This is a genomic window from Hymenobacter aranciens (assembly GCF_030580865.1).
Lineage (GTDB): Bacteria > Bacteroidota > Bacteroidia > Cytophagales > Hymenobacteraceae > Hymenobacter > Hymenobacter aranciens.
Genome location: NZ_JAUQSY010000001.1, coordinates 140,815 through 159,781, shown reverse-complemented (window position 1 = coordinate 159,781; position 18,967 = coordinate 140,815). Strand labels below are relative to the sequence as shown.

Genomic DNA, 18,967 nt, shown 5'->3' with positions numbered 1-18,967 from the left:
ACATGGGAATTTTAAAAAAAGAAAAGTCGCTCCATCGGGCGGAGCGACCAAAAGTAGGGCATGCAAGTTAGGGAATTATGCCGAAACGGTGAAATGTAAGGGTAAATAGAACGATAAGCCCCCCTCCTTGGAAAGGAGGGGATGTGAGCGCCGAAGAGGCGCGAACGGGGGTGGTTCGCCCGGTCGCGCCGTTAGAACGACGCAGTGACTTTTATTTAAGCTACTTTAAAAGCCCAACCGGCGCGGACGGTTCAACCACCCCCGTTTTCGCTGGCGCGAAAACATCCCCTCCTTTCCAAGGAGGGGAGTTTATCGTTCTACAATCACACCAGTTGCTGCAACGCCACCTCAAAGGCATGCTGCGCCACGCCCGTGCGCTCCTTATGCTCGGCATGCGTCCGCTCCAGCGCCGCCCCGATAATGCGCGAGGTATCCGCAAAAATGGCTTGGTCGGTAATCTCGGCGCCGGTTTCCATGAGGTAGGCAAACACCCGCGCCATGCCGCAGTTGGCGATGAAATCGGGCACTACGCCGGTGTGCTGGTCCGCAAATTCGCCGGTAGCACCGAAGAAAATTTCCGGGTCGGCAAACGGCACATTGGCGCCGCAGCTGATGACCTGGAGGCCGCCGGCCAGCAATTGCTCCACCTGCTCCCGCGTCACGAGCCGCGAAGCCGCGGCGGGGATGAAAATATCGGCCCCGATGGACCAGATTTTCTCGTTCACCTCCGCAAAGGGCAGCAGGTTATCGGCAAACAGCGCGTTACCATCGCGGGCCAGCAGCAGCGCCCGGATTTCCTCCAGCGTGAAGCCTTCCTCCTTAATCAGCCCGCCGGCCCGGTCGATGATGCCGACCACGCGCACGCCCTTCCCGGCCAGGTAGTAGGCCGCCGCCGCGCCCACGTTGCCCCAACCCTGGATAATAGCACGTTGGCCTTGCAGGTTGCCGTCCAGCCACAAGCGGTAGTAGTGGCCCACGGCCTCGGCCACGCCGTAGCCAGTGATGAGGTCGGCGATGGTGTATTTGCGGGCCAGGTTGGGCGAGAAGGTGGCGTCTTCCACCACTTTGACAACGCCCTGGCGGAGCTGGCCGAGCTTTTGGATTTTCTGGGGTTCGGTGGCGCGGTAGTGGCCCGTCACGACGCCCTCCTGGGGGTGCCAGAGGCCGTATTCTTCAGTAATAGGAATAACCTCGTGGATTTCATCCACGTTAAGGTCACCACCGGTGCCGTAATAATTCTTTAGCAGCGGGATTACGGCCCGGTACCACCGCTCCAGTACGCCGCGCTTGCGGGGGTCCTGCGGGTCGAAATTGATGCCCGACTTGGCCCCCCCGATGGCCGGGCCGGATACTGTAAACTTGACCTCCATCGTTTTGGCCAGGCTTTCCACTTCCCGCTTATCCAAGCCCTTGCGCATGCGGGTGCCGCCGCCGGCGGCCCCGCCCCGTAGCGAGTTAATGACCACCCAGCCTTCAGCTTCCGTTTCAGAATCTTTCCATTCAAATACTATTTCGGGACGTTTGGTCTCAAATTTGGCGAGCAGGTTTTGCATGCGAACAAGGGAAAATGGCAGGAATTTAAGCTACCACAAAGGTACGCATGCCTTTTCTAGCGTATTGGCTGGTGCAGAATTGTACTTCAACAGGACGTTTTTCGGCTGAACTCGCAAATATTTTGCCCGAAATTGAAATGTTTTCCCCTATTTTGCACCCCCGTCTGGAACTTTACCGGGCAGTAATATCGTATTGCCCTTATTCAAATCCCCAATTTTTTTTCATCCTTTACTGATTTCATGAAACCACTGCACACGCGCGTCGAAGCGCAGCAGCTGGACCGCGCTGCGGCCATGCTCAAAGTTCTCTCGCACCCTAAGCGTCTGGCTATCGTTGACTTACTCGGCAAAGTAAAAGGCAAAGACCAACAACTTTCGGTTACCGATATCTACCAGGCGCTCGAGCTGCCCCAGGCTATTGCTTCGCAGCACCTCATCACCCTCAAAGACCGCGGCGTACTGAAGTCGACGAAAGTTGGCACCAAGATTTACTACTCGCTGGCTGTTCCGCAGCTGTTGAAAGTAATCGACACGCTGGAAGACTACTCGGGCAAACTGCAATAATTGCCGTTTGCTATCAAGCAAAAAGGCCACTCCTTGGAGTGGCCTTTTTTATTGCTTGCTTTGCCCAAACTGCTGGTGCAAGGCCAGCACCTGCGGAATAAGCAGGTGCGCGTCGTCATTGACGATGATGTGCTGGGCGCGGGCTACTTTCTCCTCCTCGCTCAGCTGCTTAGCCATGATGGCCAGCACGTCATCGGCCGTACGGTGCGGGTCGCGGCGCAGCACCCGGGCCTGCCGGATGGCCAGCGGCGCCGTCACGGTAATTACTTGGTCAAGCTGCCGGTACGAGTTCGATTCGAACATCAGGGCCGCTTCCTTGAGCACGTAGGCGTGGCCGGTGGCTTGCTGCACCTGGGCCCAGTCCTCAAAATCGGCTCCTACGCGCGGATGCACCAGCGCATTGAGCCGTGCCAGCAACTCGGGCTGCGGAAACACGAGGCGGGCCAATAACGGCCGATTCAGGCGGTTTTCGGCGTCGTAGATGTCGTGGCCGAAGGCTTCGCGGAGCTGCTGCCGCAGCAGGGCGTCGTTTTCCATCACCCAGCGCGCCCGCGTGTCGGCATCGTAAATGGGCACGCCCAGCACCTGAAACAAGCGACTGACGATGCTTTTGCCCGAGCCGATGCCGCCCGTGATACCGATTCGTAGCATAAGCCGAAGCTGATTTGGTTAATTGGAAATGCCGCGGCGGTTACGCCGCCCACGCCGGGAATCCGGCTGGCGCGGCTGCACTTTGGCCAATACGAACCGTGCCGAAGCCCGCACCAGCGCGGGCAGGCTCACGGCCAGCTCCAGGTTTTCGTCGGGGTCGGCCGGGGCGCCTACCAGCACTATCGGGTACGGATTGGGCAGCTGCGAGATGACGCTCGACGGGCCGCGAAAAGTGAGCACGCTGGGGGTAAAGCGCGCTGTATAGGTTTGGGCCGAATCCGCAGTAGCCTGACTCAAAGTCAACGGTAAGCGGCGCGTGGCGTAGCGGTCAAAGGTCAGGCGCAGCGTGTCGCTGGCCGATTCGTTGACCTCCAAGCCTTCCAGGCCGGTTTGCAGGGCGCGGCGCCACACTTTAGCGGGCAGGTAGCGGGTGCCGGGCATTGTTTTGGGGCGTAGCTCGGCGGGCTGCACGCCCCAGCCCAGATTGGCACGTAGCAGCCGCCAGCCCCGCCCGGTGACGGTGACCGGCAGCTGGCTGGGCAGCGGGCGGAGCGGCACGTATTGCGCGGTGTCGTAGTGCCAGCGCAACGGGAAGTTGAGCCGCGTGGTGTAGGTTTTGTTCAGGGCATTCATCTGCCAGAACAAGCCCGAGGCCAGCAAACAGGCCGTCACGGCGCGGTAAAAGCTGGGCTCCTGCCCCGCGAAGGGCCGCACAAACCACCGCAGCAAGCGGCTCGCCCGGCTTAACGGCCCTTCCATGACTTAGCTGGCCGCGCTTTCGGCGGGTTTGTTGCCCACTTCGCGGGCAATGGCCGAACGGTCGAAGCGCAGCTTGGTGCCGCGGTCCACTTCCACCACCACGGTGTCTTCGGTGAGGTCGACAACCAGCCCGTGCAAGCCACCGATGGTAACGATGCGCGAGCCTTTGGTGAGGGTTTCGCGGAATTTCTTGGCATCGTTCGAGCGCTTTTGCTGCGGCCGAATCATGAAGAAATACACCACCAGGCCAATGGCTACCGGAAACAGCAGGCTGGTAAGGCCTTCGCCCGTAGCTTGCAACAAGAGAGTCAAAAACATAATCTCAGGAAGTCAAAGGATTTACGACGGCCGCTGCGGCCCTTCGTTGCTCAGGATGCTACCCTTGATGGTAACCGTGGTGATGCTGGGCTGGGTATTAGCCCGCACATTTACCTGCTTGCTTTGCAGGCCCTGCTTGCCGTGGCTGTCGAATTGCACTTCGATGGTGCCTTTGGCGCCGGGCGCCACGGGCTCCTTGGTCCAGCTAGGGGTGGTGCAGCCGCAGGAAGCGGTGGCGTCCTCAATCAGCAAGGGCGTTTTGCCGGTGTTGGTGAAGGTGAAGGTGTGACGCACTTTCGAATCGGGCTGAATGTCGCCGAAGTCGAACTCGGTTTCGGCGAAGGTCATCACCGGGGCGTCGGGGTTGGGCGCCTCGTCTTCGCTCACCACGTTGGGGTTGTCGATGGTGGGGTTGGCGGCGGCGTCGGCTTGGTTGGCGGCGGCGTTCATGCCTTCGGTGCCTACTTCCTGCTTGTCGCGGTTGCAGGCAGCCACCAAGAGCAGGGTGGCGGCCAGGAGAGTCTGAATTTTCATAAGGATAACAAAACAAGACCGTTGTTTACCAAACTCCGGAGGGCTGGTAAACAACGGTCAAAGTTACTTCAATTTTAACTTACAGCTTGGCAATGATGTGCTGCGCAAACTCACTGGTGCTGGCCGAGCCGCCCAGGTCGCCGGTGCATTCGGCTTTGTTAGCCAGCGTGGCATTCAGGGCCTTCTCGATGCGCTCGGCAATGGCGTGCTCGCCCAGGTGCTCCAGCATCATCAGCGCCGAGCGTAACAGGGCGGTGGGGTTGGCTTTGCCCTGCCCGGCAATGTCGGGAGCGGAGCCGTGCACAGCTTCGAACACCGCCATGTCGTCGCCGATGTTGGCGCCGGCCACCACGCCCAGGCCGCCCACGAGGCCGGCGCAGAGGTCGGAGAGGATGTCGCCGAACAGGTTGGTGGTTACAATCACATCGAACTGCTCCGGCTTGGTAACCAGCTGCATGCACATGTTGTCGATGATTTTATCCTCGTACACGATGTGTGGAAACTCGGCGGCGGCGGCGGCGCAGGCATCGAGCATCAGCTTGCCCGCGATTTTCAGGATGTTGGCTTTGTGGGCCAGGGTCACCTTTTTACGGCCGTGCTTATCGGCGTAGGCGAAGGCGGCGCGGCAGATTTTGCGGGCGCCAGCCACCGTGTTGCGGGCGATGGAGTCGGCAATGCCGAGGTGCTCGTCAAACAGCTCCAGGCCAGCGTACAGGCCCTCGGTGTTTTCACGGAACAGCACCAGGTTAATGCCCTCGTACCGGCTCGTCAGGCCCGCCGTGGTTTTGGCGGGGCGCACGTTCTGGTAGAGGTCGTACTTCTGCCGCAGCGTCACGTTGATGCTCCGGAACCCTTTCCCGACCGGCGTGGTGATGGGGCCTTTCAGGGCCACCTTGGTTTTTTCCAGCGAAGTCAGCAGCGCCTGCGGAATCAGCTCGCCCGATTGGTCGAAGGTGGTTTGCCCGGCGTTCTGCTCTTCCCATTGGATGGGCGCCTTGGCGGCGGCGAGAATGTCGGTAACTGCTTTCGTGATTTCGGGCCCGATGCCGTCGCCGGGAATAAGGGTGATTAAGTGCATTTTTTGTAAATGGATGAATGAGTGAATGGCTGAATGGCTGAATGGGTGCTGGGCGAAATTGACGAGTCATTTACCCATTCACTCATTCAGCCATTCACCCATTGCCGTTACCCGCTGCGACGCGAGTTGATTTGGTTGATAAGCTGGTCGACGTCGCCGAGCAGCTGCTCGGCTTTGGTTTTGGCATCGGAAATGACGCGCTGGCCCTCGGTTTTGGCGCTTGACTGGCCGGCGGCTTCGCGGCTGGTCACGAGGCTGTCGGTGAGGTCGGCGAGCACCGAGCGGTATTTCTCCAGCTGGTAGCTCAGCCAGGAACGGGTTTCGCGGCCGGTTTCGGGCGCGTAGAGCAAGCCAATGGCCGCGCCGGTGAGGGCGCCGCCCGCGAAGCACAGGATGCCGGTAGTGGTTTTGCTGGCCATGATTCTAAAAGGAAAATGGTGGGATTTTGGACTCTGAAATCTCAACGCAAAGTCGCTGCCGGATGTTTGGCCCGGCGCGGCCCGCTAATTGGCTACAATGTTACTGATTGTCGAGCAACCCGCGACCAGATTTCCGAATATCGCCGCTCGCCGCCAGGTCCTGCGCCAGCTTGTCGAGCACGCCGTTCACGAACTGCTTGCTCTTGGGCGTGCTGTATAACTTACTGATTTCGATGTACTCGTTGATGGTCACTTTCACCGGAATGCTGCGGAAAAGCTGCATTTCGGTGAGGGCCATTTTCAGAATAATCTTGTCGAGCAGGGCCACGCGCTCCACGTCCCAGTTCTGCACCGAGTCGGCGATGAGCTTTTCCATCTTGGCGTCGTCGGCCAGCGTCTGCTTGTAGAGCGTTTCGGCAAACTCGCGGTCGTCGGCCCAGTTGGCCGAGAGGTTCATCAGCTCCTGCTTCTCGTCGGCGGCAAAGGGAATCATTTTCAGCGTTTTCAGCACCAGATTGCGCACGATGGGCCGGTTTTCCTCCCAGTTGAGGTCGTCGGCTTCGAGCTGGCGCGGCAGGGCTTCACCCTTGAAAATGTAGTCCTTATAAATGTGCTTCAGGATTTCCAGGTCGGCGTCGTAGTCGGTTTCCAGCAGGCCGGTGGGCGAGCCGGCGAGATAAGCGAGGATAGTTTCGTCCTTCTTCATCTCATCGCGCCAAGCGGTGCGCAGGGCGTCCACCTCGTCGGCGTCGTCCCAGGCCAGCTTGCGGCGGATGGTGAGGTCCTGCAGCTGCTCGTTTTCCTTGAGCTTGACAATGGCAGCGTTAGCACCCAGACGCGCGGTATCCAGCGCATCTTCGCTGGGCCCGAGGCGGCGGCGGGCTTCCTTAGAAGCTTCCTCGTCAAGTACGTCGAGCAGGGCAGCCGGCAGATTGAGCAGGTGCAGGTACTGGTCGTGAATGCTTTCGGCGCCCTGCAGCAGCTGCCCGCCGTAGAAGGTGGCCTCTTTGTCTACCTGCTTCTTGTAGAAATTGATGGCGTCGGTCAGCGCCCGTTGCACGTCCTTGTCGTCGCTGTTGTCGGCCACGGTGCCGGTGCGGTGCCAGTCGCGAAACTGGGCCTCGCCCAGCTTGCGCTGACCTTCCAGCTTGCGCCGGTCGGGCGCCTGCTCGGCGTTGAGGTCGGGCTCGAAGGCGGCCGCGATGCGGTCCTGAGCCAGCAATGAATCGGCCCCTACCGCTTGCTGATAAGCGTAGAGGGCCTGCATAACTTTGATACGAAGAAGACGGCGGTTGAGCATGGGGTTGGAATTATGAATTATGAGTTATGAATTATGAGTTGAAGCGGTGTCGAAGAATTACGGCCACTAACTCATAATTCATAACTCATAATTCATAACTTAATACGTTGCTTTCACCCGGCCCACGGCGGCGATGCGCTCCTGGGCCTGGCGGGTGGCGGCGGCTTGGGGGTGAGTGTGTTCCTGCTCGGCTTTGTCGAGCACCTGCAGGGTGTAGTCGTAAATTTTTTCGGTCTGGGTGAGGGCGCCCTGGCGGCTGGCCCCGGTGATTTCGGAGTAGACGTTGATGAGGCCGCCGGCATTGATAAGGAAATCGGGGGCGTAGATAATGCCGTGGCGCACCAGCTCGGGGCCGTTTTCGTCTTCGTTTTTCAACTGGTTGTTGGCCGAGCCGGCTACCACCTGGCACTTCAGGCGGGCAATGGTGTCATCGTTCAGCGTGGCGCCGAGGGCGCAGGGCGAGTAGATGTCCATGTCCTGGTCGTATATTTCGTCCAGACCTACCATCTTGGCGCCGAATCGGTTGGCGGCATCCAGGGCACGGTCTTCGTAGTAGTCGGTTACGATGAGCTTGGCGCCTTCCTTCTGCAGGTACTCCAGCAGGTAGGTGCCCACGTGGCCCACGCCCTGCACACCGATGCGCTTGCCAGCCAGCGAGTCGGAGCCGTAGGCTTTTTTGGCGGCGGCTTTCATGCCCATGTACACGCCGTAGGCCGTCACGGGCGAGGGGTCGCCCGAGCCGCCCATGCTTTCGGGCAGGCCGGCTACGTGCTTGGTTTCCATCCGAATGTACTCCATGTCCTTTGTGGTCATGTTCACGTCCTCGGCGGTGATGTACTTGCCATTCAGGTTTTTCACGAAGCGGCCGAACTTACGCAGCAGGGCTTCGGTCTTGAGAGTCTTCGCGTCGCCGATGATGACGGCCTTGCCGCCGCCCAGGTTGAGGCCCGAGATGGCAGCCTTGTAGGTCATGCCGCGCGAGAGGCGCAGCACGTCGTGCAGGGCCTCCTGGTCGCTGGCATAGTGCCACATGCGGGTGCCGCCCAGGGCCGGGCCCAGCACGGTGTTGTGAATGCCGATAATGGCCCGCAGGCCCGTCTCGTGGTCGTGGCAATACACGACCTGCTCGTGCTGGTGCTCAGCAATCTGGCCGAAAATATCGGCGGGGGCGAGGACTGAAGTCTCTACCATAATAAAGGGTGGGTGGGAAAATGGATGGAAGAAGTGTGGAGTACCTTTGGCTTGTAACGTAGGATTTTATTTCGCGAACAGCCCGCCAACAGCGGAACGTAACATTTAGGTGCCAAACGTTGCTTTAAGAGTGCTATTCGCGGCCTGAAATCCGCGTTACGGGTGCAAAAGTACCCCAATTTTTCCGATACGCCCTTCCATTTCCCGCCTCCGCCGTGCGCGCTCTCGCCTCCGTCAATCCCTTCATCTATCGCTACAAATGGCACTTCCTGGCGGGCGTGCTGTTCGTGGCGCTGAGCACGCTGTTGGCTATTTTTCCGGCACAGCTGGTGCGCTACGCCTTCGATTTGGTGAACGAGGGCATCGACCTCTACCACCTCTACGCCGGTACCCGGGCGCAGAGCGGCGTTTACGAGCTCTTCGGGCGCAACGTGCTGTTCTACGGGATGGTAATCATCCTGCTGGCCTTGCTACGGGGCATTTTCCTGTTTTTCATGCGCCAGACCCTGATTGTGATGTCGCGGCTCATCGAAAACGACCAGAAAAACCAGATTTACCTGCACTACCAGTCGCTGCCGCTGAGCTTCTATCGCCGCAACCGGGTGGGCGACCTCATGTCGCGCATCTCGGAGGACGTGAGCCGCGTGCGGATGTACCTGGGGCCGGCCATTATGTACTTCCTGCAGCTGGTGCTAATGTTCATCCTCATCGTGCCCCTGATGCTGATGGTGAACGTGAAGCTGACGCTCTACACGCTGCTGCCGCTGCCGGTGCTGTCGGTCAGCATCTTCTACATCAACAATGTAATTGAGAAGAAATCGGACGAAATCCAGAAGGCGCTGGCCAGCATGACCACCTTTGTGCAGGAATCCTTTTCGGGTATTCGGGTGCTGAAATCGTTCGTGCGGCAGCAGGATTCGCACGAGCAATTCACCAAATCGAGCAACGAGTACAAGAACAAATCCCTGAGCCTGAACTTTGTGAACGCGCTGTTTTTCCCGCTCATCATGTTCCTCATCGGCATCAGCACGCTGATTACGGTGTGGGTCGGCGGGCAGGAAGTCATCCGCGGCACTATCACCACCGGCACCATCGCCGAATTCCTGATTTACGTGAACCTGCTGACCTGGCCCGTGGCGGCGCTGGGCTGGACCAGCAGCCTCGTGCAGCGCGCCGAGGCCTCGCAGGCCCGCATCAACGAGTTTCTGCACCAGAAAACGGATATCGTTTCGCGCCGCAATGTGGAGCATAGCATGCAGGGCGACATCGTGTTCGACCACGTTTCCTTTACCTACCCCGACACCGGCATTGAGGCGCTGAAAGACGTGAGTTTCCGCATCCGGCCGGGTCAGACGCTGGCCGTCATCGGCAACACTGGCTCGGGCAAGAGTACCGTGGCCGCCCTCATCTGCCGCCTCTACGACGTCAGCCAGGGCAGCATCAGCATTGATGGCATCGACGTGCGCGACTATGCTTTACCAACATTGCGTGAGCAGATTGGCTACGTGCCGCAGGACGTGTTTCTATTCTCCGACAGCATTCGCAACAACATCAACTTCGGCCTCGACCAGCCCGATGAGGAGCGGATGCTGCAAGCCGCCCGCGACGCCGCCGTGTACGACAACATCGTGGCCTTCCCCGAAGGCTTCGATACGAAGGTAGGCGAGCGCGGCATCACACTCTCGGGCGGGCAGAAGCAGCGCGTGAGCATGGCCCGCGCCCTGGTGAAAGAGCCCAAAATCCTGATTCTGGACGACTCGCTCTCGGCCGTCGATACCAAAACCGAGAACACTATCCTAAGCAGCCTGCAGCGCATTATGGCCAACCGCAGCAGCGTCATTATCTCGCACCGCGTGTCATCAGTGAAGCTGGCCGATGAGATTCTTGTGCTCGATGATGGGCAGATTGTGCAGCACGGCACCCACGAGGTGCTGATGGCCGACGTAGCGGGGCTGTATCGGGCGCTGTATGAGCGGCAGCTGCAGACGGAGGAGGCTTAGATTTAAACCAGAACGTCATCCTGAGCCGAAGGCGAAAGGACCTCGCCCGCGCCTCGTGCGGTAGTAATCAAAAGTTACTACCACAGAGAAGCGGGCGAGGTCCTTTCGCTACGCTCAGGATGACGTTCTTTTATCTTCCGAAACCTTATTCTACCGTCACGCGGCGCATGCCGGTGCGGTCGCCCGCGGTGCAGCGCACCACGTAGGAGCCAGGCGACAACTGCTTGATATCAAGGGCAGCCGGCGTGGTTCCCACCATCATGGTGTAGGTAAGCAAAGGGCGGCCGCTCACGTCGTTTACTTCGATGCGCGTGGGGCCGGGGTTGTCAGTACGCACGGTCAGCTTGCCGGTAGCCGGGTTGATTTCCGCTTTGACTTTGAGGGCCGTAGGGTCGGCCGCCGGGGTCATGGGGGCGGGAGCGATGGCGGCGGGGCTGGCTTCCGTGGTAGTGGTGGCAGCCGGTTTGGTGGGCTGAGCCGGAGCTGCGCCACCGGGCAGGATGCTAGCCTGGGCGTGTGCGGCGGCCACGGGTAGTACAAATAGCAGGGCCAAAGCCAGTAGGGTACGTTGCATAATGGGGGCTACGATGGATGAGGCGGAATAGTAATTCGTTGCCGTAAAGTTACGGGGTTTCGGATAGTATGCCTTCACGTTGCCCTCATGCACATACTATGCCGCTTCGGCGTGGTGCAGCAGACTTTCGAGCTCGTCGGGGTAGCGCTTATCGAGGCGCAGGGCCAGGGTGCTCATGGCGGCGGTGCCGCCGTGGCGCAGACGGCGCAGCACGGCGGGCGTGTGCGCGGGCAGCAGCTTGTGGGGGTGCAATTGCTCAGCGAGTTGGTGGGCCATCTGCACCAGGCGGGGCAGGCCCATCAGCTGGCAGGTGGTGCCGAGGCGTAGCAGGCCCTGGCGCAGGGCAGCGGCATCGGCGCGGGTGCAGGCCACTTCCAGCAGAAACATCTCTTCGGGAAAGTGCGCGCAGAACAAGCGGGCCATGAGTACCACGTAGTTGGCATCGCCGCCGGCCACGTGGTCGAGGTAATCGAAGTCGATGAGGTGGGCGGCGCGGGGGCGGCGCGAAGCAGCAGGCAATGGGGCAGGACCAGCCATAGAAAGCAGAAAAAGGCCCGTCGCCGAGGTGGACAGGAGCTTAAAAGTACCGCCTCCCCTCTCCCCTTCGCAAGCCAGAAAGCCAGTATTTTGCACCATCTACCTGAAAATACCGCCCAGCCCGGACGCCCTTATCCGTGCCAGCCCGGAGGCCCGGGCTGAAAAAAATATTCCCATTCGGCTTGCACATCCTTCAAAAAAAGGCGTACCTTTGTCGCTCCAATTTCCAATCGGGGTGTAGCGTAGCCTGGTATCGCGCCAGCATGGGGTGCTGGAGGTCGTAGGTTCGAATCCTGCCACTCCGACGGAAGAGCAGCCGCTCTGGAAGCCCTCGAACTTCGGTTCGGGGGCTTTTTTCGGCCGCTGAATTGGATACTGAAACGGGTCGCCCCATCGGCCCGATTTCGGGGTGTAGCGCAGCCCGGTAGCGCGCGTCGTTCGGGACGACGAGGCCGTAGGTTCGAATCCTGCCACCCCGACCCGAGTACTGAAAAAAGCCCTTTCCTGCGTAGGAAAGGGCTTTTTTGTTTTTTCGGCGCCCGGATACTACCGACGGGGCGACGACGTTACAGGGCACGACAGCGTGCGTATTGCGCGTGGTACCTTTGAAGCTTTCTCACTTCTACCACATGAAAAAACTTCTTCTTTGGGCGGTATTGCTGAGCGCAGGCAGTGGCGGAGCGCAGGCGCAGACGGCCATCCCGGCCGGCACGGTGGCGCTGGGCGGGATGGTGGGCTACGCGCACTTCACCAACGACGAACCGCCGTCAGCTACTAGTGGAACTCTTTCTCACAGCTATAGTGAGAATCAGTTTCAATTCACGCCCAGCATCGGGTATTTTGTGGCCGACAACCTAGCCGTGGGGCTGGATTTGGGCTATCTGATAACGAAGCGGCGCTTCGACGGCGCCGGCGCTTCGAGCACCACGACGCCGAACGAGCAGCTGCGGGCCGGGGCTTACGTGCAGTATTACAAGATGCTGACGGCGCAGTTTGGCCTCGTGGGCACCCTGGGCGCGGGCTACCAGCACCGGGCTTCCGACGGCTACCGGGCCATCGACCCCAACGACCCGAACGTCAATGTCAAGAGCAACGGCTTTTACGCGCAGCTGACGCCCGGGCTAATCTTTTTTCCTACGCCGAAGCTGGGTATCAGCGCCTCGGTGGGCTACCTGGGCTACGAGCGCATGAAGCTCAAATCGGCTGACCGCACCGAAAGCGACCTGGGGGCCGCGTTTGGCTTCGACCAGCTGCTGTTTGGGGGCACGTATTATTTTGGCCGCTAGCCGGGTGGCATAGGCGGTGCAACTACCTAGGCACTACGGGTATCTTCTTTGAGCCGCCGCACTGGGGCGGCGGTGCTGATTCTCACCACTTCTTCCTTTTTTTCATGAACCTAAAAAACGCTCTTCTACTACTGACGCTGCTGGCGGGCACTACCTCCCTGGCGCAGGCGCAAACGGCTATTCCGGCGGGCACTACCTCGCTGGGCGGCAGCATCGGCTACAGCCGCCACACCGAAAGCCAGGGCCAGGACGTGGTTACCAGCCAGTTTCGGGTGGCGCCGAGCGCGGGCTTCTTCGTGGCCGACAACCTGGCCGTGGGTATCAACCTGAACTACAGCGCGGGCCGCACAACCATCAGCAACTACCCCGAGAACAATCTGGACGCGGCCACCTCCTTGCGGGTGGGGCCTTACGTGCAGTACTACAAGATGCTGAGTGAGCAGTTTGGCTTTCTCGGAACGCTCGGCGCGGGCTACCAGCGCAGCTTCACTCCTACTTATACCGACCCTGTTACCAGCCTCAACGTGACCCGTAGCGGCTATTATGCCAGCCTCACGCCGGGGGTCGTCTTCTTCCCGGTGCCCAAATTTGGTATCAGCGCCTCGGTAGGGTACCTGGGCTATGACCATGTGAACGTGCAGCCCAGCGCCAGCCAGACGGTCAGCAATTTCGGCGCCTCGTTCGGGCTCGACCAGCTCACGTTTGGCGGCACGTTTTATTTCGGCCGCTAGGTTTTTCTTCGCAGCAAGCTGAAAGGGCCCGGCAGTCAGCCGGGCCCTTTTTTATTTTACTTCGGCCCACACTTCGGCGGCATCGTTGGGCGCGAAGCGTTCGAAGTAGAAGCCGCGCTGCGTCAGCTTTTCGGCCGCGATAAACTCCTGGATGGCGGGGTACAGCTTGTCGGGCGCTAGCAGGTAGCCCACGCCGGCCACGCGGGCCACCACCACGCGCCGCTGGCTGGGCAGCACCCGGTAGCGCCAGCCGGTAGGCAGGGTCTGGGAGCTGTCGGCCACGGCCAGGCCCACGAAGGCGCGGATGGTGTCGTGGGCTTTTTCGGGGTTGTCGAAGTAAAGGTTGGCGAGGTCGCCGCGGAGCTGGCGGGCGTCCTGCACTTCCTTGGCGCGGCGGAACAGCGGGCCAAACTCGGCGGCCTGGGCCGGGCCGCGGAAGTACTGGCCGGCCAGCAGCACCGGCGGCGTATTGGTTTGGAGGCTGGTGGTGGCGCTGCGGAAGCCGCCCAGCCAGGCGTAGAAGCCGAGGCCGGCCAGGGTGAGCAGCAGAACGACGGGAAGGAAAAAACGCATGATAGAACCGGTATTTTAACTGTGCGCCAGGTACTGCATCTGGTACAGCTGGGCGTAGTAGCCATCGGGGCGGCGCAGCAGCTCGTCGTGGGTGCCCACTTCCTTGATTTCGCCCTTGTCGAGCACCACGATTTTGTCGGCCTTCTGAATGGTGCTGAGGCGGTGGGCAATGACCAGCGAAGTACGGCCCTGCATCAGCTTTTCGATGGCCTGTTGGATGAGCTCCTCCGTCTCGGAATCGACCGACGAAGTGGCTTCATCCAGCACGATAATGCTGGGCTGATACACCAGCGCCCGCACGAAGCTGATGAGCTGGCGCTGGCCCACGGAGAGCGTGGCGCCGCGCTCCATCACGGGGTAGTCGAGGGCCGCGGGCAGGCGCTCGATAAAGCGCCGGGCGCCCACGAGGTCGGCGGCTTCCCAGATTTGCGCGTCGGTGATTTCGCGGTTGCCGAGGGTGATGTTGTCGCGGATGGAGCCGGCGAAGAGAAACACGTCCTGCAGCACCACGCCAATCTGGCGGCGCAGGCGGCTGAGGTCGTAGTCGCGCAGGTCACGGTTGTCGAGGCAGATGCTGCCCTGCTGGATGTCGTAGAAGCGACTGAGCAGGTTGATAATGCTGGTTTTGCCGGCGCCGGTGGCGCCCACGAAAGCAATGGTCTGGCCGGGCTCGACGCGGAAGTTGATGTCCTTGAGCACCCACTCGGGCTCGTTAGCTTCGCTGACCTCACGGTTGTAGGCAAACCAGACGTGCTTGAATTCTACTTCGCCCGTCAATTGGCCGGGGTCGGCGTCGCCGGAGGTGGCCACCAGGCTTTTGTCATCGAGCAGTTTCAGCAACCGCTCGGTGCTCACCAAGCCCAGCTGCAGGGTATTGAACCGGTCGGCAATCTGCCGAATGGGACGGAAGAACAGCGCATTATACATGATGAAGGCAATGAGCGCGCCCTTCGAGATGGTGCCTTCAATCTGGCCTTGCGCGGCGTACCACACCAGTAGGCCCACGCCGATGGCGGCCAGCACTTCGGCCACCGGGAAGTAGATGCTGTAGTAGAGCACCGAGCGGATGTTAGCGTCGGTGTGCTCCTGGTTTATCTTTTTAAACTTCTGGAATTCGCGCTCCTCATTGTTGAAAATCTGCACCACGTTCATGCCCGTAAGGTGCTCCTGCACGAAGCTATTGAGCTTGGCCACGGCGTTGCGCACGTCCTGGAACGAGCCTTTGACCTTCTCCTTGAACACGTAGGTGCTGAACAAGAGCGGCGGAATCACAGAGAGGCTGATAAGCGTCAGGCGCCAGTCAATCCAGAACATGAAAGCCATGATGAACAGAATCTGCAGCACGTCGCCGGCCATGGCGGCCAGGCCTTCGCTGAAAACGTCGGACAGGGTTTCGACGTCGGATATGTTGCGGGTGACGAGCACGCCGATGGGCGTGCGGTCGAAGAACTGCAGCTTGAGGCCCAGCAGGTGGCGGTAGAGGTCGGTGCGGATATCGCGCACGATGTACTGGCCCAGCCAGCCGCCGTAGTAGGTCTGGAGGTAGCTCACGCCGGTGTTCACCACCAGCAGCACCAGCAGCAGGCCAAACTGCACGTTGAGCCCGCGCCAGTCGCCCTGCTCGATGTTGACATCGACCATGCGCTGGATGAGGAAGGGCCGTAGCGTGCCCAGCACGGCGGCGGCCACGGTGAGCAAAATCAGCCCGATAAACACGCGCCGGTAGGGCCGCACGTAGGCCAGCAGGCGGCGCAGCACGGCCCAGTCGAACACCTGACCGGCTTTGGAAGAATCAGCTTGGGGTTGCATGGGGGCAAAGGTCGGCAGGAACGCGGGAGTAGGCGGAGAAAAGTGGCCGAACATCGGTCCGCGCAGGTGCTCCTTGCTTCTACCATCTCCCTAATCCGGATGCACCTACCTTTGTCTACTGCCGCGGGCTCCGAGACGCCCTATTCCTGTTTTTGTATGATTCCTGACTCCTACGCGGCCCTTATTCCAACTAACGACCCGCAACGCCTGGCGGCCCTGCGCGCCTACAACCTGCTGAGTGGGCCCAACGACCCCGTGTTTGACGAGCTAGTACGGCTGACGGCGGTGCTGTTTGGGGTGCCCATTGCTCTGATTTCGCTGGTGGAGGAAGACCACGTGGCCTTCCGGGGCAACTACGGGCTGGACGGCATTACCCAAGTGGCGCGGCAGGACAGCATCTGCTCGGTGGCCGTGCTGCACGAGCATACCACGGTGTTCGAAAACCTGCACGCCGACCCGTGCCTGCTCACCAACCAGGCGGCGGCCCGGCAGCTTAACCTGGGCTTCTACGCCGGACACCCGCTGCATACGGCTGAGGGCTACAACATCGGGGCGCTGTGCGTGATAGGCCACCAGGCCCGCGCGATGTCGGCAGTGGAGCGCCAGCGGCTGGCGGCGCTGGCCGACGTGGTGATGCAGCTATTCGAACTCCGCGCCACCTTGCAGCAGCAGCCCGAGGCCGCCCGCGCCATGTGGCGCGCCGTGTATGCCCACATCGAAACCTCGCTGGCCCGCATTGATACCCTGCGTGAGTTGGGGAAGTGGGAAGTCTCGCCACAGACGCCCGAGGCCCACAGCTACCAACAATCCATCGACGATGAATTGTGGATGATAACGCACGCCCTCATCACGCAGATAAAGGCGGCCATTGCGCAGTTGAAACCGGCGGCGGAATAGCTCCGCCGCCGGTTCAGACCGGGCCACTTACACTTTGCAGAAGCTGTTCATATTGCTCGTCATTGAGGCAATAATCTCGTTGGTCTTGGCGTCGATGTCGGCCTGGAGCGGGTGAAACTCGGTACCGTTGAAGAAGCGGGCCACGGTGCCGGGGCCGGTGGGGCTGCCGTGGTCTTCGTCGATGGAGGTGCGCCAGCGCTCGGCGTGCGTGGCCCACTCCTGTTGGTCCACGAGAGCGGGGGCGACGAACCACACGTTCCAGGTGAGGGTGCTGCCGCTGCGCAGCATATTGCCGGAGGCGATGTTGAAGAGGTCCATCACCAGCTTGTTGAAGTCGTTGACGACGGGCGAAGTGGTTGGGATAGGGTCGCCGATGGCCACGCCGATGTTGCCCACACCCCAGGCCTCGGGGTGCAGGGCGAAGCTGGGGTTGGCAAAGGCCGGGTTCTGCCCGGCGCGCACCGGAAAGATGGGCTGCGCGGGGCTACCGGGGTCGTAAGTGGCCACGCGGATGGCATTGGCCTTACTGGCCGGGAAGGGCAGGCCGCAGTTGGCAAACATGGCCCAGAGCAGCTTCACGAACAGCGACTGGGTGGCGCTGGGGCTAAACCAGATTTTGGCCTCCACGGTCATGTCGGCGGCCAGGGCCTGCAGCGGGGTAGCCTCGTTGACCCAGCCGCGCTGGCCGGTCACGGTCACCTCCACGTTGAGGCAGCCGATGTTGGGAATCCAGATGCCCTGCTGCGGGCAGATGATGGAGTAGATGCGCCCCTCGTCGGTGTAGCCCACCCGCGAGATGTAGGGCGAGAACATCTGGAAGCAGCGGCTGCTCTCGAGGCCCGGCTGGGTGAGCCAGCTGAACTCGGGCCAGGCAATGCCCAGCTGCCGCTGCAGCAGCGGGATGTTGGCCAGATTGTCGAGCATCGGCAGCGACGACAAATCGGGCGTGGGATAGGCGAAGGCGGTGTTCGAAGTGGCGAAGCCACCGACCCAGCCGGGCACCACGGGAGCGGGAGAAGGGGTAATAACTGTCATGCAGGTAGGTGAGAAAAGCGGTGAATAATGATGGGGCAAAGCTCGGGAAGCCGAGCGACGCAAAAGCAGGTAGTTTTACCTGTTTTCATTATTCGTGCGCTTTTTTTTTGCGGCTGCTTTACCCGCAGCCCCAGTCTCCCTCCTACTGCGCAAGCTGGGTCATATTAAACCGGTCTGGCGTCGGTTCCGACCGATTCCAGACCGGTCCGGACCGATGTTGAACAACTCCTAACCGGTCGGTAATCACTTCCCGCATAATTTTCGCTCGGCGGCCAGAAGCCGGGGCGGTCAGCAGGCCGAACCCATTCAGCCCCCGCCTCTCCGCGCAAAATAAAATCCTGCGCTACAGCTCTTCCGGCGGCACCATCCCCTCCTCATATTCCACCCGGCTCAGGAAAAGTCCTTGCGCCGGCGCCGCCCCGCTGGCCTCCACCCGCCGCTGCGACCACAGCAGCTCCTGAAACTGGCGCGGCGTGAGCTTGCCGCGGCCCACCGTAAGCAGCGTGCCCACCACCAGCCGCACCATGCCCCGCACAAAGCGGTTGGCCCGGATGCGAAACACCCAACCACCCGGCGCCGGGTGCCAGCCCGCTTCGCTGCAGTAGCACACGTAGTGGTTTTCGCCCCCTTTCACCTTCGAAAAAGTGGTGAAATCAAACTGCCCAATCAGCCACGCCGCCGCCTCATTCATAGCCGCCACGTCCAGCGGCCGGTCCACGTACAGCGCGTGGTCGCGCCGGAAGGGGTCGGGCCGGGTCAGCACGAAGTAGTCGTAGGTGCGCTCTTCAGCCGAGAAACGGGCGTGGGCCGTATCTGCCACCGGGTGCAGCCGCAAGGGGGCAATATCCGTGGGCAAGGCCCGCCGCAGGCGGTACAGCAGCAGTTCCAGGTCCATACCCGCTGGCAGCTCCGCGTCGAAATGCGCCACCTGGTGGCTGGCGTGCACGCCGGTATCGGTGCGTCCGCTGCCCAGCACGTACACCGGCTGGCGCAGCACTTGGCTCAGGCAGCGGTCCAGTTCGGCCTGCACCGTCAGCGTGTTCGGCTGAATCTGCCAGCCGTGGTAGCGCGTGCCGTCGTAGGCGAGGTGAAGGAAGTAACGCATTTTTGGAGGAAGGAAGAAGGAAGAAGGAAGAAGGAAGAATTACCAACTGGTCA

General features: G+C 60.8%; 20 protein-coding genes and 2 tRNA genes. 7 read left to right on the top strand and 15 right to left on the bottom strand.

Annotated features, from left to right (window positions below; all coding sequences use genetic code 11):
- Positions 1-323 precede the first annotated feature (323 nt).
- A complete protein-coding gene (locus tag Q5H93_RS00615; protein WP_305004530.1) occupies positions 324-1,553 on the bottom strand; it encodes a Glu/Leu/Phe/Val dehydrogenase dimerization domain-containing protein in 1,230 nt (409 codons plus the stop codon).
- 240 nt (positions 1,554-1,793) lie between these two features.
- Here Q5H93_RS00615 and Q5H93_RS00610 point away from each other — a divergent pair, with 240 nt between their 5' ends.
- The gene (locus Q5H93_RS00610) at positions 1,794-2,117 is read left to right on the top strand and encodes an ArsR/SmtB family transcription factor (RefSeq protein WP_305004529.1); all 324 of its coding nucleotides are present in this window, start codon (positions 1,794-1,796) and stop codon (positions 2,115-2,117) included.
- Positions 2,118-2,165: 48 nt separating this feature from the next.
- Here the strand turns inward: Q5H93_RS00610 and coaE are convergent, their stop codons facing one another.
- The 8 genes from coaE to Q5H93_RS00570 all read right to left on the bottom strand — a co-directional run bounded on the left by coaE (position 2,166) and on the right by Q5H93_RS00570 (position 8,367).
- Positions 2,166-2,768, bottom strand: a complete 603-nt coding sequence (gene coaE, locus Q5H93_RS00605) for a dephospho-CoA kinase (RefSeq protein ID WP_305004528.1) — start codon at positions 2,766-2,768, stop codon at positions 2,166-2,168.
- Positions 2,769-2,786: 18 nt separating this feature from the next.
- Positions 2,787-3,527 carry a YbbR-like domain-containing protein gene (locus tag Q5H93_RS00600; RefSeq protein ID WP_305004527.1) on the bottom strand — a complete coding sequence of 247 codons (741 nt, stop codon included), beginning with the start codon at positions 3,525-3,527 and terminating at the stop codon, positions 2,787-2,789.
- A gap of 3 nt (positions 3,528-3,530) precedes the next feature.
- On the bottom strand, positions 3,531-3,845 hold the full coding sequence (yajC, locus tag Q5H93_RS00595) for a preprotein translocase subunit YajC (RefSeq protein ID WP_305004526.1): 315 nt from the start codon (positions 3,843-3,845) through the stop codon (positions 3,531-3,533).
- A 21-nt stretch (positions 3,846-3,866) separates the two neighbouring features.
- Positions 3,867-4,379: a DUF1573 domain-containing protein gene (locus Q5H93_RS00590; RefSeq protein WP_305004525.1), complete on the bottom strand. Its 513-nt coding sequence runs from the start codon at positions 4,377-4,379 to the stop codon at positions 3,867-3,869.
- 79 nt (positions 4,380-4,458) lie between these two features.
- Positions 4,459-5,457, bottom strand: coding sequence for an isocitrate/isopropylmalate dehydrogenase family protein (locus tag Q5H93_RS00585; RefSeq protein WP_305004524.1), 999 nt, complete (start codon positions 5,455-5,457; stop codon positions 4,459-4,461).
- Between the two features lie 107 nt (positions 5,458-5,564).
- The gene (locus Q5H93_RS00580; protein ID WP_305004523.1) at positions 5,565-5,876 is read right to left on the bottom strand and encodes a YtxH domain-containing protein; all 312 of its coding nucleotides are present in this window, start codon (positions 5,874-5,876) and stop codon (positions 5,565-5,567) included.
- A gap of 100 nt (positions 5,877-5,976) precedes the next feature.
- Complete coding sequence (gene nusB / locus Q5H93_RS00575; protein WP_305004522.1) at positions 5,977-7,176, bottom strand: transcription antitermination factor NusB; 1,200 nt, start codon at positions 7,174-7,176, stop codon at positions 5,977-5,979.
- 99 nt (positions 7,177-7,275) lie between these two features.
- Positions 7,276-8,367: a Glu/Leu/Phe/Val dehydrogenase dimerization domain-containing protein gene (locus Q5H93_RS00570; RefSeq protein WP_305004521.1), complete on the bottom strand. Its 1,092-nt coding sequence runs from the start codon at positions 8,365-8,367 to the stop codon at positions 7,276-7,278.
- 215 nt (positions 8,368-8,582) lie between these two features.
- Here Q5H93_RS00570 and Q5H93_RS00565 point away from each other — a divergent pair, with 215 nt between their 5' ends.
- Entirely contained in the window at positions 8,583-10,367 is a 1,785-nt protein-coding gene (locus Q5H93_RS00565; protein WP_305004520.1) for an ABC transporter ATP-binding protein, read from the top strand.
- Positions 10,368-10,512: 145 nt separating this feature from the next.
- Here the strand turns inward: Q5H93_RS00565 and Q5H93_RS00560 are convergent, their stop codons facing one another.
- Together Q5H93_RS00560 and Q5H93_RS00555 are read right to left on the bottom strand one after the other, a co-directional pair.
- Entirely contained in the window at positions 10,513-10,941 is a 429-nt protein-coding gene (locus tag Q5H93_RS00560) for a T9SS type A sorting domain-containing protein (protein WP_305004519.1), read from the bottom strand.
- Between the two features lie 96 nt (positions 10,942-11,037).
- Positions 11,038-11,478: a hypothetical protein gene (locus tag Q5H93_RS00555; RefSeq protein WP_305004518.1), complete on the bottom strand. Its 441-nt coding sequence runs from the start codon at positions 11,476-11,478 to the stop codon at positions 11,038-11,040.
- A gap of 231 nt (positions 11,479-11,709) precedes the next feature.
- On the opposite strand from Q5H93_RS00555, the gene Q5H93_RS00550 reads away from it, so the two are divergent.
- The 4 genes from Q5H93_RS00550 (at position 11,710) to Q5H93_RS00535 (ending at position 13,495) form a co-directional block, all read left to right on the top strand.
- Positions 11,710-11,783, top strand: a tRNA-Pro gene (locus Q5H93_RS00550).
- A gap of 100 nt (positions 11,784-11,883) precedes the next feature.
- Positions 11,884-11,957: transfer RNA gene (locus Q5H93_RS00545), tRNA-Pro, on the top strand.
- A gap of 150 nt (positions 11,958-12,107) precedes the next feature.
- The gene (locus Q5H93_RS00540; protein WP_305004517.1) at positions 12,108-12,764 is read left to right on the top strand and encodes an outer membrane beta-barrel protein; all 657 of its coding nucleotides are present in this window, start codon (positions 12,108-12,110) and stop codon (positions 12,762-12,764) included.
- A 104-nt stretch (positions 12,765-12,868) separates the two neighbouring features.
- Positions 12,869-13,495, top strand: a complete 627-nt coding sequence (locus tag Q5H93_RS00535; protein WP_305004516.1) for a BamA/TamA family outer membrane protein — start codon at positions 12,869-12,871, stop codon at positions 13,493-13,495.
- A gap of 51 nt (positions 13,496-13,546) precedes the next feature.
- On the opposite strand, the gene Q5H93_RS00530 is transcribed toward Q5H93_RS00535, so the two are convergent.
- Both Q5H93_RS00530 and Q5H93_RS00525 read right to left on the bottom strand, forming a co-directional pair.
- A complete protein-coding gene (locus Q5H93_RS00530) occupies positions 13,547-14,068 on the bottom strand; it encodes a hypothetical protein (RefSeq protein WP_305004515.1) in 522 nt (173 codons plus the stop codon).
- Between the two features lie 15 nt (positions 14,069-14,083).
- Complete coding sequence (locus Q5H93_RS00525) at positions 14,084-15,877, bottom strand: ABC transporter ATP-binding protein (RefSeq protein ID WP_305004514.1); 1,794 nt, start codon at positions 15,875-15,877, stop codon at positions 14,084-14,086.
- 156 nt (positions 15,878-16,033) lie between these two features.
- On the opposite strand from Q5H93_RS00525, the gene Q5H93_RS00520 reads away from it, so the two are divergent.
- Positions 16,034-16,774: a GAF domain-containing protein gene (locus Q5H93_RS00520; protein ID WP_305004513.1), complete on the top strand. Its 741-nt coding sequence runs from the start codon at positions 16,034-16,036 to the stop codon at positions 16,772-16,774.
- A 27-nt stretch (positions 16,775-16,801) separates the two neighbouring features.
- Here Q5H93_RS00520 and Q5H93_RS00515 read toward each other — a convergent pair whose 3' ends face one another.
- Together Q5H93_RS00515 and truA are read right to left on the bottom strand one after the other, a co-directional pair.
- Positions 16,802-17,809, bottom strand: coding sequence for a hypothetical protein (locus Q5H93_RS00515; RefSeq protein WP_305004512.1), 1,008 nt, complete (start codon positions 17,807-17,809; stop codon positions 16,802-16,804).
- A 343-nt stretch (positions 17,810-18,152) separates the two neighbouring features.
- Complete coding sequence (gene truA, locus Q5H93_RS00510; RefSeq protein ID WP_305004511.1) at positions 18,153-18,914, bottom strand: tRNA pseudouridine(38-40) synthase TruA; 762 nt, start codon at positions 18,912-18,914, stop codon at positions 18,153-18,155.
- Between the last annotated feature and the right edge of the window lie 53 nt (positions 18,915-18,967).